The 11961-nt window shown below is 71.6% G+C and carries 11 protein-coding genes and 2 pseudogenes; 6 read left to right on the top strand and 7 right to left on the bottom strand.

Annotated features, from left to right (window positions below; all coding sequences use genetic code 11):
• Window positions 1-98 precede the first annotated feature (98 nt).
• A complete protein-coding gene (locus ABT078_RS39115) occupies window positions 99-320 on the top strand; it encodes an amidohydrolase family protein (RefSeq protein ID WP_351236614.1) in 222 nt (73 codons plus the stop codon).
• Window positions 321-325: 5 nt separating this feature from the next.
• Window positions 326-1561, top strand: coding sequence for a cytochrome P450 family protein (locus tag ABT078_RS39110; protein WP_502981524.1), 1236 nt, complete (start codon window positions 326-328; stop codon window positions 1559-1561).
• 172 nt (window positions 1562-1733) lie between these two features.
• Here ABT078_RS39110 and ABT078_RS39105 read toward each other — a convergent pair whose 3' ends face one another.
• On the bottom strand, window positions 1734-2651 hold the full coding sequence (locus ABT078_RS39105; RefSeq protein WP_351236609.1) for a S1 family peptidase: 918 nt from the start codon (window positions 2649-2651) through the stop codon (window positions 1734-1736).
• Window positions 2652-3541: 890 nt separating this feature from the next.
• Between ABT078_RS39105 and ABT078_RS39100 the strand changes: the two genes are divergently transcribed.
• The 3 genes and pseudogenes from ABT078_RS39100 to ABT078_RS39090 all read left to right on the top strand — a co-directional run.
• Window positions 3542-3910, top strand: a complete 369-nt coding sequence (locus ABT078_RS39100) for a DUF779 domain-containing protein (protein ID WP_351236607.1) — start codon at window positions 3542-3544, stop codon at window positions 3908-3910.
• 10 nt (window positions 3911-3920) lie between these two features.
• Window positions 3921-4379 (top strand): annotated as a pseudogene (locus ABT078_RS39095) (phosphodiester glycosidase family protein); the annotation flags it as partial.
• Window positions 4340-4612, top strand: a pseudogene (locus ABT078_RS39090) (VOC family protein); the annotation flags it as partial. The pseudogenes ABT078_RS39095 and ABT078_RS39090, both read left to right, overlap by 40 nt.
• Before the next feature lie 258 nt (window positions 4613-4870).
• On the opposite strand, the gene ABT078_RS39085 reads toward ABT078_RS39090, so the two are convergent.
• The 3 genes from ABT078_RS39085 to ABT078_RS39075 all read right to left on the bottom strand — a co-directional run bounded on the left by ABT078_RS39085 (window position 4871) and on the right by ABT078_RS39075 (window position 7771).
• Window positions 4871-6514 carry a serine hydrolase gene (locus ABT078_RS39085; protein ID WP_351236605.1) on the bottom strand — a complete coding sequence of 548 codons (1644 nt, stop codon included), beginning with the start codon at window positions 6512-6514 and terminating at the stop codon, window positions 4871-4873.
• A 63-nt stretch (window positions 6515-6577) separates the two neighbouring features.
• Window positions 6578-6772, bottom strand: a complete 195-nt coding sequence (locus ABT078_RS39080; protein WP_351236603.1) for a hypothetical protein — start codon at window positions 6770-6772, stop codon at window positions 6578-6580.
• Between the two features lie 132 nt (window positions 6773-6904).
• Window positions 6905-7771, bottom strand: a complete 867-nt coding sequence (locus ABT078_RS39075; protein WP_351236601.1) for a phosphatidylinositol-specific phospholipase C/glycerophosphodiester phosphodiesterase family protein — start codon at window positions 7769-7771, stop codon at window positions 6905-6907.
• Window positions 7772-8102: 331 nt separating this feature from the next.
• Between ABT078_RS39075 and ABT078_RS39070 the strand changes: the two genes are divergently transcribed.
• The gene (locus ABT078_RS39070) at window positions 8103-8522 is read left to right on the top strand and encodes a VOC family protein (protein ID WP_351236599.1); all 420 of its coding nucleotides are present in this window, start codon (window positions 8103-8105) and stop codon (window positions 8520-8522) included.
• Between the two features lie 116 nt (window positions 8523-8638).
• Here ABT078_RS39070 and ABT078_RS39065 read toward each other — a convergent pair whose 3' ends face one another.
• The 3 genes from ABT078_RS39065 to ABT078_RS39055 are packed head-to-tail and all read right to left on the bottom strand — an operon-like array spanning window position 8639 to window position 11873.
• A complete protein-coding gene (locus tag ABT078_RS39065; protein ID WP_351236597.1) occupies window positions 8639-9724 on the bottom strand; it encodes an acyl-CoA dehydrogenase family protein in 1086 nt (361 codons plus the stop codon).
• Window positions 9721-10908: an acyl-CoA dehydrogenase family protein gene (locus ABT078_RS39060; RefSeq protein WP_351236595.1), complete on the bottom strand. Its 1188-nt coding sequence runs from the start codon at window positions 10906-10908 to the stop codon at window positions 9721-9723. Before ABT078_RS39060 ends, ABT078_RS39065 begins: the two co-directional genes overlap by 4 nt.
• The gene (locus ABT078_RS39055) at window positions 10905-11873 is read right to left on the bottom strand and encodes an NADPH:quinone oxidoreductase family protein (RefSeq protein ID WP_351236593.1); all 969 of its coding nucleotides are present in this window, start codon (window positions 11871-11873) and stop codon (window positions 10905-10907) included. The genes ABT078_RS39060 and ABT078_RS39055 overlap by 4 nt, the downstream gene beginning before the upstream one ends.
• Window positions 11874-11961 lie beyond the last annotated feature (88 nt).

Genomic DNA, 11961 nt, shown 5'->3' with positions numbered 1-11961 from the left:
CCGAAGGCGTCCGCCGTTTCACGGCCTGAGCGGCCCGAACGACCTGAAGCCCGCGCCCCGGGACCGAGGCCCCCGGCCCCGGTCCCGGTCCCGAGCGCATGTACGTCGACACCAGCCCGTTCAGCCCCGCACACCTGAGCCTCAACGCCGAGGTCCTGGGGCCCGAACGGATGCTGTTCGGCACCGACTCACCGCCCATGGCGGCGCCGCTGGAGGACTTCATCCGCATGATCGAGAAGCTGCCGGTGGACAAGGCGTCCCAGCAGCTCATCCTCGGCGGCAACGCCGAGACCCTCTTCGACCTGAGGAGCCGTCCGTGACCACCATGCAAGATCCCGTCGCCGCGGCCGAGCGGTGTACGCCGGAGTACCGGCGCAACCCGCACCCGGTCTATGCCCGCCTCCGGGACACGGCGCCGGTCTGCCCGATGAGACCGCCGCACGGCAACGAGACGTACCTGATCACCCGGTACGAGGACGCGCGGGCCGCCCTGTCGGATCCGCGGCTGAGCAAGGACATGTACGGGGCCATGGACGCTTACCGGAGCATCTTCGGTGACTCGTCGGTGGCGCTGGACGACAACATGCTCAACTCCGACGCGCCCAAGCACACCCGGCTGCGGAAGCTGGTCAACTCCGCGTTCACCCCGCGCCGTGTGGAAGCCCTGAGGCCGCAGATCCACGCGATCGTCGAGAAGCTGCTCGACGAGTGCCCGACCCGGGAACGGTTCGATCTGCTGCCCGCGTTCGCGTTCCCGCTGCCGATCACCGTGATCTGCGAACTGCTCGGCGTGCCGCCGGAGGAGCGCTCGCACATGCACCAGCTGTCCACCACGGTGGCGCAGACCGGTTTCAGCGAGGAGTCCAAGCGGGCCCAGCAGAAGGCGGAGGAGGGCCTGCACGCGTACTTCTCGGAACTCATCGCGCGCAAGCGGAGCCGTCCGGGTGAGGACCTGCTCAGCGCGCTCACCGCGGTCCGGGACAACGACGGCGGGCTCACCGAGAACGAGCTGGTCTCGACGGCGTTCCTGCTGATGTTCGCGGGTCACAAGACGACCGCGTACCTCATCGGCAATGCCGTCTACCACTTCCTGGCCAATCCCGCACAGCTGCGCGCCGTGCAGGAGAACCCGGAGCTGGTCGGCCCGGCGGTGGACGAGCTCGTGCGCTACGACGGCTCCGTGGAGAGCGCGACGTTCCGCTACGCGACCGAGGACGTGGAGTTCAGCGGGACGCGGATTCCGAAGGGCGCTCTCGTCCAGATCGCGCTCAGCTCGGCCAACCGCGATCCGCTGAAGTTCGACTCCCCGGACCAGTTCGATGTGACGCGGCCGGGGAACGCCCAGAGCGCCCACCTGGGGTTCGGGCACGGCAGTCACTACTGCCTGGGAGCTCCGCTCGCCCGGCTGGAGATGCAGCTGGCCCTCACCGGGCTGTTCACCCGGTTCCCGAGGATGGCCCTGGCCGATCCCTCGGGTGAGCCGAAGTGGATGGAGGTGCCGTTCCCGGCCTTCCGCGGTCTCGCGGAGCTGCCCGTGGTGCTCGATCCCGCCGTGTCGTGACCGACGGCAGGGGGCGGGCGAAAGGGGCGCGGAAGCCGTTCGGCGGCTTCCGCGCCCCTCGGCGGCGGCTTGCGGGTTCGTCTTGGGCGGGCCCGGCGGCCGCTTCGCGCGAACGCCGAGCGGGCCCCTCCGAAGAGGGGCCCGTCGACGACGGTTCAGAGGTGGCGCTTCATCAGAAGACACTCACCCCGTAGGCGTTCAGCGCCTCCGTGACCGGCTGGAAGAACGTGGTGCCGCCGGAGGAGCAGTTTCCGCTGCCGCCTGAGGTCAGGCCGAGCGCGGTGGTGCCGGAGAACAGGGCGCCGCCGCTGTCGCCCGGCTCGGCGCAGACGTTGGTCTGGATGAGGCCGTGGACGATGTCCCCGCCTCCGTAGTTCACGGTGGCGTTGAGACCCGTGACCGTCCCGCCGTGCAGGCCGGTGGTGCTGCCGCTGCGCTGGACGGACTGGCCGACGGAGGCGTTGCCGGCCGACGTGATGTCGCGGTAGGTGCCGTTGTAGAGGTAGACCCGGCCGTCCGCGGCCGAGGCGTTGGAGTGACGGATGATGCCGTAGTCGTTGGTGGGGAAGCTGGAGCCTGCGGTCGGGCCCAGGACGGTGGTCTGGGCGGAGTTGGTGTACCAGGTGCTGCCGATGTTGGTGCAGTGGCCCGCGGTCAGGGCGTAGTACGTCGAGCCGCTGCGGACGTTGAAGCCGAGAGAGCATCGGCCGCCACCGGTGTAGATGGCCTGGCCGCCTGCGATGAGCTTGTTGAACGTGCCGGGCGTGCGCGTGATCTTGAGGGAACCGGCCCGGTCGCCCGCGGCCTTCTTGATGGCGGAGATTTCCGCGGCGGAGACGGTGCTGTCCACCGTCACGACGACCTTGCCGGTCGCCTTGTCCGTGTACCAGGCCGTTCCGGCGATGTCGGCGCTGCGAACGGCGTCGTTCGCCTGCGCCAGCGACGCCGCAGTGGGGGCGGCGTCGGAGGTGGATTCGGCTGTCGCCGTGGGAGCAGTCAGCGCGGTGACGGCCAGCAGTCCGGCAGCCACGGCGATCAGCCGCGTCGCTCGTCTGCGGGTGCCACCGAGGGGGAAGCGCCTGGTGTTCACTAAGCCTCCATGTGGGGGTCCTGTGGGCCCGTTGGGTGTGCGGGCCCACGCGCACCGCGTCGGCAGGACGACGACCCGTGGGTCATGGCCCTGACAAGCGCGGTGCGTGCTAGGAAGCTTGAACTCCGGTTAGGTCCGGCACAAGGTCGCCTTTCGGCCGGTCTACACGCGTCCAGCAGCCACGTATTCACTGCGCGAAGGCCGTGCGGCAGGCAGTGGCGGAATTCCGGAGCCGACGGGGCCGAGGCGACGGAATACAAAAGCGGTCTGACGGGGCATCGGATCGGCACCGCGTACCGGCCCCTGACTCCCGGCCCAGGCGCCACCCACCCCCGGTCACTCCTGTTGAACGCTCACCCGCTCCGCCCGAGACATGAGCGACAGCCCGGCCCTGCGGCGGGGACGTGGACACAGAGCCGAAACAGCCCTTGGCCGGCTGCGCCTGCCGGCCGGCGGGTCCGCGGGCCCGTCGTTCGTCGACCTGACGACCGGGGCAACAGGGATCGGGGCACGACGAATTACTCGGAGATCGCCGCGTTCGCCCACGTCGGGCTCTGTCCGAAATTCATGCTCCCCCGCCCGCCCCGGGCCGGCGAGGCGCTCGACGAGCCGCTCGCGACGACTCACCGGCCCGCCCTACAGCGCGACGCCGGACCCGACTCACCGAAGGACACGAGGCGATACCCCCTGCCCTGCCTGCGGCTTGGACCGCCGGACCCTGGGCCGCGCCGTCCCCTGCAACCTCCTCGCAACGTCGCAGGGAGTTGACTGGGCCACTGCCTCAGCGGCATCCGAAACGAGGACCGGTCAGAAGAGGGGCTGCACATGTACCGACATGCGACGGCGAATCCGCGAGTGAACTGCTCGACACAACACCGCGGCTTCGTCCGATGACCGGGGACACCGCACGGGCCCCGCTCGTGGAGCTCACTCCCGCGGCCGCCGAGCTGGTGCGGCGCCTGCGGGCGGTGCACGGTCCCCTGATGTTCCACCAGTCCGGCGGCTGCTGCGACGGCAGCGCGCCGATGTGCTATCCGGACGGCGAGTTCCGCACCGGCGGCTCGGACGTGCTGCTGGCCGCACTGTCCGTCGACGGCGTGGACGAGCCGGTGTCCTTCTGGATGTCGGCGAGCCAGTACGAGGCATGGCGGCACACCCGGCTCATCGTCGACGTCGTCGAGGGCCGCGGCAGTGGATTCTCGCTGGAGGCACCGGAAGGTGTGCGTTTCCTGATCCGTTCCCGGCTGGTCGGTTCCTAGCGTCTCTGATGAGGTGACGGTGCGGCGCGGCCGGGTCGCCTCGGTGGCCGCCACACCGGGGCGGGGCGCGATCGCCCCGGACACGCAGGTGCTGGTCGGCCGGGAGGCCGGGGCCGCCCAGCTGCGCGGGCTCGCCGTCGGCGACCGGGTGACCGTACGGCACCGGCTGGTCGAGGCGCGCAGCCGGGCCCCCTACCGCTTCGCGGTGGGCGGCTACCCGGTGCTGCGCGGCGGGGCCCCGCTGCCCGGCCTGGACGCCGTGACGGCCGCCGTGCGTACGGCGGCCGGGATCGCCGCCGGCGGGCACAGGCTGCTGCTGCTCGCCCTCGACGGTGCCCCGGAGTTCCGCACCGGACTGACGATCGCAGAGGTGGCGGCGGTGATGCGGGACGCCGGGTCGGTGGACGCCTTCAGTCTGGACGGCGGTGGCTCTTCGACCTCGGGGCGGAGCCGGTGCTCGGCCGGATGAGGATGACCCCGGAGGAGTTCCCCCCGGAGATCCCGTCCTACATCCAGGTCTACTTCACCGTCCCCGACTGCGACGCGGCGGTGGCGAGCGCGCAGAAGCTGGGCGGCAAGGTGGTGTTCGGGCCGATGAGCAGCCCCTTCGGCCGCTTCGCGGCCGTCGTCGACCCTCAGGGTGCGGCGTTCGCCGTCATCGACGTCACGACCACCGAGGGCGAAATGCCGAACATCACCTGAGTCCGGGAGGCGAGGTGGATGCCCGGGGCCGCACCCTGACCGGCCCCGGGCATACGTGTCCTCGCCGGCGGTTCGGTCCTCGGTGTCGCGCACGGCGACGATGCCGTTGAAGACCGCCACGTACGCCGTGCCGTCGGGGCCGATGGTGATCGGCGCCCAGTTGTTGTCGTGCAGCGGTCCCGTGCCGGTGAGCCGGCCCCAGCGGCGCCGTCCGGCGCGGAAGGCGACGGCGGTCAGGTTCCAAAGGGGGGCTTCGCCTCAACCCCGGGTGAAGGTGCCCAGTCCGTTCTCGTCGAGGTATTCGACCCGGAACCCGGTGGCCTTGCCGCCCGGGTCGACGGTGAAGGTGACTCCGGTCGGTCCGACCGCGTTCTCGCCCGTCGTCTCGTAGCTGAAGGTGTCGCCGTCGTAGTGGGTCAGGTCGAACCGCATGGGTTTGGGCCCCAGTTCGAGGACCAGTCCGTCCCGGTCCGTGGTGACGACGGCCTTGCCGTAGTAGGCGCTGGAGTACGTCCCCGTGTAGGCGCCGCCGGCGCGGGCGGGCCTCGGGTCCGATGGCGGAGCGGCGTAGTCCGTCGGGGACTTGCCCTGCTCCTGCTCCTGCTCGTAGAGCCCGGCCACCAGGGGCAGCCAGTCGGTGGTGGGCCTGCCGTACTGGACGGTGTCGAAGAAGTCGAGGGCGACGGAGTCGGCCATGCCGACCGGCTGGCCGTTGGTGAGGACGACGATTCCGAGCTGCTCGCCCGGCAGCATGGTCACGTTGGTGTTGGCGCCGAGTTCGAAGGCACCGGAGTGGCTGAGGCGGAGCCTGCCCTGGTTGTCGTAGCCGACGTTCCAGCCCAGGCCGTAGAAGCCGGCGCGTGCCGCGGGGGCCGTGGGGGGCTGGGAGACGATCTCGGGGAGGTGGGTGTGTTCCAGGGCCTCGGCGTCGATGATCCGCTTGCCGTCAAGCTTCCCGTCGGCGAGCTGGAGCCGCAGCCAGCGGGTCATGTCGCTCGCGGTGGAGCTCACGCCCCCGGCCGGTGCCTGCGCGTCCGCGTCCCGGACGAACTTCGCCTGCCAGGTGCCGTCAGCGGTCCTCACGTGGGTGACGGCCTTGTTCGTGGCCTTCTCGTAGTCGGCGAAGGCGGAGCTCGTGGAGTCCATCGCAGCCGCCTTGTACAGGGTGTCGGCGCTGAGCTTCTCCCAGCTCACTCCCTTGGCCCGGGCCACGGCCTCCGCGCCCGCTGTGAAGCCGAAGTTGGTGTACGCGTAGCTCGCGCGGAACGGGTCGAGCGGCTCGTCGCGCAGATGGCCGAGAATGTACGCCTGGTCGTAGCCGAGGTCCTCCAGCAGATCACCGGCGTGGTCGGGCAGCCCGCTGCGGTGGGACATCAGGTCCGTGACGGTGACATGGGCGCTCACCCAGGGGTCCTTGAGTGCGAAGCCGGGAAGGTGCCGGGCCACCGTCTCGTCCCAGCCGACGACGTCGTCGCCGACGGCCCCGGCGACGACGGTGGAGGAGATCGGCTTCGAGAGCGAGGCCAGCTGGAAGACGGTGTCCGGCCCGACGGTCCCGGGTTCGCCGGCCTTGCGCTCGCCGAAGCCCCTGAGATGGACCACCCGGTCCTTGTACACAACGCCTACGGCCGCGCCGGGCACGCCGGTGCGCTTCATCATGTCCTCGACGACACCGTCCAGCTTGGCGACGGCGGCGTCCACGTCGGCCTGGGTGAGCAGCGGCGGGGGTTCGAGCGGGGGTGGCTTCGGGGCGGACTCCGAGGGGGTGGGTGCGGGGCTGAGCGGCGGGTCGGGCGCGGACGCGGCCAGGGTCAGGGCCGTCGCCCCGGCGAGCAGAGCGGCCAGGCCCGATATGCCCAGGGGGCCGCTCCTGCGGAGTCGCACGCCCTTACCAGCACGCATACCGTCCATTGAACGCCCGGAGCGGGACCCTGTCGCCCGCAGTCGCCGGGACGGTGCCGGTTCTCAGGGTTTCAGCCTGCTGACCACGTCCGCAGTGGCGGACACCCCGTTCTGGATGGTGGGCGCCATGCTCGTGCCTGCCAGGAGGAACCCGAGCAGGGCGCAGACCAGTGCGTGCGAGATCTTCAGGCCTCCGTTGCGTAGATAGATCACCGCGAGTACGAGCAGCAGCAGTACGACTGAGACGGACACGGCCATCCCCCAACCTCCTTCGACGCCGCGTCGGAATTGCGGCATTCGGCCGCCAGTGTGGCGGAGTGGAGGCGCCGGATGGCCGACTGGCGTGTCCGCTGATCGGGTGATTGTTGACGCGGGCGTTGACCGGGGCGGTTACGCGCCGTGGGCGCGGAGAAACTGCTCCAGGCCGGAGAGGTCGTCGGTGTTGATGTGGTCGACACGGGCGTTCAGCAGTTCGGACCAGACGGCGTCGCGCGCCGGGCCCGGTGCGTCGGGGGTGGCCCAGAAGCGGACGCGCTGTCCGCGGTCGTGGGCGGTGGAGACGATGGACCGCAGCCGCTCGCGCTCGACGGCGGGGAACGGGCCGTTGCCCTGCCAGGTGAAGCTCTGCGTCCAGTTGCTGGAGATCAGCGGGATGAAGGAGGCGGGCGCGGGCGCCGGGGCCGCGAGGTCGTCGAGGCGGCCGTCGTAGAAGGCGTGGCGTATGCGCTGGGCCTCCATGGGGGCGCGGGCGGCCCGGTCCCCTGAGATGACGGGAGTGACGGCGCCGCGGTGCACCCGGCCGTGGGCGTAGGTGCTCAGGATCCGGCGGTATGCGCGGAGTTGGCGGTCGAGTTCGCGGTAGGTGTTCACCCCGTCGTTCTTGATGTCCACGAGCAGCTGCACGGGACGCCGGTAACCGCGGTACACCGAGCCGTGGTTGGCCCTCACCCGGGCGAGCAGCGGGTCCAGGTAGAGGGAGCGGAGGGTGCGGGTGGGGTCGAGCTGGGCGGGCTCGTGGGCGACGAGGAGCTCCCCGTCGACGAGGAAGATGTCGGCCTCGAGGCTGGTGAAGCCGTTTGCCAGCGCGTCGTGGAGGGGCCGCGTGTGCAGGTAGTCGTTGTGCGCGTGCGCGCGGCGCAACGGGCGGGTCCTGTGGGCGGGTTCGGCCGCCAGGGCCTGGGCGGCGGGCGCAAGGGCGGCTCCGGCGAATGCGGCGGCGATCGTGGTGACGGCTGCGCGACGGGTGGTGCGGTCCATGGTGCCTCCGGGCTCTGCGGGACGTGGGAGGGGTACGGGCGGTGCGGGAGGTGGGCAACACCGCGAGTATCCGTGCAGATCACGTCCAACGGGCAGGGTGCAGCGAAGAGTTCGGCCATCGGCCATCCGGCGCTCAAGCAGTGCGGCACCGGGACCCGGCCGGCCTCGCCGGCGGACGGTCACCGCCGGTTGTCCGGCTGCGTGGCGGAGGAGGTGGCGGGGCTGCCGCCACCGGCCGGTCGGGGCGACCCGCGCAGGTCGCCGCCCGCCGGGGTCGTCCTCGCGCTAGTCTGCGCGGACCTGATGGTTTGCCCTGATCCGGGAGGATTTCATGGCCTCGCGACTCAACCCGTATCTCAGCTTCGGCGGCGACGCCCGCCAGGCGATGGAGTTCTACAAGGAGGTCTTCGGCGGCACCCTGGCACTCAACACCTTCGGCGAATTCGGCCAGAAGGACACGCCCGGCGCCGACAAGATCATGCACGGGATGCTGGAGACCCCCAGCGGCTTCACGCTGATGGGCGCCGACACGCCACCGGGGATGGAGCACACCCCGGGCAACAACTTCGCGGTGAGCCTCAGCGGCGACGACGCCGCGGAGCTCCGCGGCTACTGGGACAAGCTGTCCGCCGGCGCCGGCGCAGGCGTCTCGGTCCCGCTGGAGAAGCAGATGTGGGGCGACGTGTTCGGCATGTGCACGGACCGGTTCGGCATCCCCTGGTTGGTCAACATCAGCGAGACGCAGGGCTGAGGAACCAGGGACCGTCCTTGGGGGGAACGGGCAGGCCGCCGCGGAGCCGGCCGGGGTCTCCGGCGGCTGCCGCGGCGGCCACGGCGGGTCGGCAGCGCCCTGCTAACGGATCCGGTTCACCGGGGAGAGGGCAGCGACACCAGTTCCGCCAGCGCCTCCCTGTGCCGGCCGGGCGTGCCGAGGGCGATCTCGTCCGCCTTGGCGCGCTTGAGGTAGAGGTGCGCGGGGTGTTCCCAGGTCATGCCGATGCCGGCGTGCAACTGGACGCACTCCTCCGCGGCGTGGACGGCGACCCGGGAGCAGTAGGCCTGCGCGACCGACACGGCGAGCGGGGCCTCGGCGCTTCCGGTGGCGAGTGCGTCCGCGGCGTTGCGGGCGGCAGCGCGTGCGTTCACGACCTCCAGCCAGAGCTGCGCCATCCGGTGCTTGAGTGCCTGGAAGGAGCCGACGGGCCGGTTGAACTGGTGGCGCTCGCGCGTGTACCGGACGGTCTCCTCGAGGCACCACTCCGCGACGCCGAGCTGCTCGGACGCGAGCAGACCGGCGCCGGCGAGAAGACCTCGGCGTACGGCGGCGGCGGCCGTCTCGGCGTCCGCGAGCCGCGTTCCGCCCGCGTCCCCGACGGTGACGGACGCGAGCGGGCGCGTCAGGTCGAGCGCGGTCTGCGGTACGACCGTGGCGTCGGCGCGCTCCACCGCGTACAGCCCGTCGGGCCTCGGCACCAGCAGGACGTCGGCGGTCACCGCGTCCGCGACGCCGGTCACGGTCTCTCCTTCGGACAGGCCCGCGCCCGGGGCGGTGGAGAGCGGGAGAGCGAGGACCGCCACCGTACGGCCACCGGCCAGGCGCTTGAGCAGGCCGGCGACCTCGTCGGCCTCGCTGTCGAGGGCGAGGAGGGTCTCGGTGGCGATGACGGAGCTGCTGAGGTACGGCGCCGGGGTCACCGTCCGCCCCAGCTCCTCCAGCACGACCGCGGCCTCCCGGTGCGTGGCGCCCTGGCCGCCGAGCTTCTCGGGCACGAGCAGGCCCGCCGTGCCCATGTCGGCGGCGAGCGAGGTCCACAGCCCGGCGTCGTACGGCTCGCCCGTCTCGGCGCGCGCCAGCACGCCGGACGCCTGCGACCGGTCGGTGAGGAGTGAGCGCACGGCGGCGCGCAGATCGTCCTCGGTCTCGGAGTACAGCAGGTCCGGCTGGGTGCTCATCGCGTCAGGTCCTTCCAGGCGACGTCCTTGTCGTTGCGCGGCTCGGGCGGCAGGCCGAGCACGCGCTCGGCGACGATGTTGAGCAGCACTTCGCTCGTGCCGCCCTCGATGGAGTTGCCCTTGGAGCGCAGATAGCGGTAGCCGGCGTCACGGCCCGTGAAGTCGACCAGTTCGGGGCGGCGCATGGTCCAGTCGTCGTACAGCAGCCCTTCCTCGCCGCGGAGTTCCACCTCCAGCCCGCTGATCTCCTGGTTGAGGCGGGCGAACGCGAGCTTCATCCCGGAGCCCTCGGGTCCCGGCTGGCCCGCGACGAGCTGCTGGCGCAGCCGTTCGCCGGTGAGCCGGGCGACCTCTGCCTCCACCCACAGCGTGAGCAGACGCTGGTGGAGGTCGTGGGTGCGCAGTTCGGGGCGCTCGCGCCAGGTGCGCGCGACGGGGCCGATCATTCCGCCCTCACGTGGGATGCGCATGCCGCCGATCGAGACGCGCTCGTTCATGAGGGTGGTCCGGGCGACCTTCCAGCCGTCCCCGACGGGGCCGAGGCGGCGGGCGTCGGGGATGCGGACGCCGGTGAGGAAGACCTCGTTGAACTCGGCCTCGCCGGTGATCTGGCGCAGCGGCCTGACCTCGACTCCGGGGTCGGTCATGTCGCAGATGAAGTACGTGATGCCGCGGTGCTTGGGCGCGTCCGGGTCGGTGCGGGCGATGAGGATGGCCCAGCGGGCGAGGTGCGCGCTCGACGTCCACACCTTCTGGCCGTCCACGGTCCAGTCGCCGTCGTCCCCGTCCCGGACGGCACGGGTGCCGAGCGCGGCCAGGTCGGAGCCGGCGCCGGGCTCGCTGAACAGCTGGCACCACACCTCCTCGCCGACCCAGAGGGGTCGCAGGAAGCGCCGCTTCTGCTCGTCGGTGCCGTAGGCAAGGATCGTCGGCGCCGCCATGCCGAGGCCGATGCCGATCCGGCGGGGATCGTTGCCGGGAGCGCCGGCGGCGTCGAGTTCGGCGTCGACGACGGCCTGGAGAGAGCGGGACGCGTCCAGTCCGCCGAGCCCGACGGGGTAGTGCACCCAGGCGAGTCCGGCGTCGAAGCGGGCCTTGAGGAAGTCGGTGCGGTCGGTGGTGGCGGGCGGATGCTCGGCGAGCAACGTGCGGGTGCGCTCGCGCAGTTCGGCGGCATCGGTCATGAGGCGGCTCCTTCCGGGACGACGACGAGGCGGCCGGTCGTGGTGCCGTCGGCGACGCGCTGCACCGCGTCGGCGGCGTCCGCGAAGGCGACCCGCTCGCTGATGAGGGGCTTGATCAGGCCCTTGGCGGCGTATTCGGTCAGGGTCTCGTGGCAGCGCAGGACGGACCGCGGGTCCTTGTGGTTGTAGAGGCCCCAGTGCAGCCCGACGATCGAGTAGTTCTTGACGAGGGCGTGGTTCAGTGCCGGGCTGGGAATGGTGCCGCTCGCGAATCCGACGATCAGGATGCGGCCCTCGAACGCCACGCACTTGGCGGACTTGGCGTAGGCGTCGCCGCCGACCGGGTCGTAGATCACGTCGGCTCCGCGCCCGCCGGTGGCTTCCTTGACTGCGGCGACGATGTCGTCGCTGCGCCGGTCGATGACGAGGTCGCAGCCCAGTTCGCGGGCGACGGCCGCCTTGTCGGGCCCGCCGACGACGCCGATGACCCTGGCGCCCGCCGCCTTGCCGAGCTGTACGGCCGCGCTGCCGACACCGCCCGCCGCGGCGTGCACGAGCAGGGTCTCGCCCTCCTGGAGGTGTGCCCGGCGGTGCAGCCCGAACCAGCCGGTCTGGTAGCCGATGTGCAGGGCCGCGGCCTCCGCGTCGTCCAGCGCCTCCGGCGCGGGGAGCACGGCGGCGGCGGGCACGACGACGTACTCGGCGAGGCCCCCGTGCGGCAGGACCGCCGTGGCGATGACCCGCCGGCCGTCCTCGGTTTCGCCGCAGACCTCGACACCGGGGGTGAACGGCAGCGGCGGCGTCACCTGGTACTGGCCGCGGCAGAGCAGCGCGTCCGGGAAGTTGATGTTCGCGGCGCGCACCTTCAGCCGGAGCTGTCCCTCGCCCGGCTCCGGGCGGTCGGTCTCCTCAAGGCGCATCACCTCGCTCGGCTCGCCGTTCCGGTGCACTCGCCATGCCTGCATTTCGGGGCCTCCGCGGTTGTCGGACGTACCACTGCTCCAGTGTTCGATCCGCATACTAAGCGGTCGCTTGCTCCCGTGGGAACAGCTT

Source organism: Streptomyces sp. NPDC002133 (assembly GCF_040296405.1).
Taxonomy (GTDB): domain Bacteria; phylum Actinomycetota; class Actinomycetes; order Streptomycetales; family Streptomycetaceae; genus Streptomyces.
This window is presented reverse-complemented; position numbering and strand designations above follow the sequence as displayed.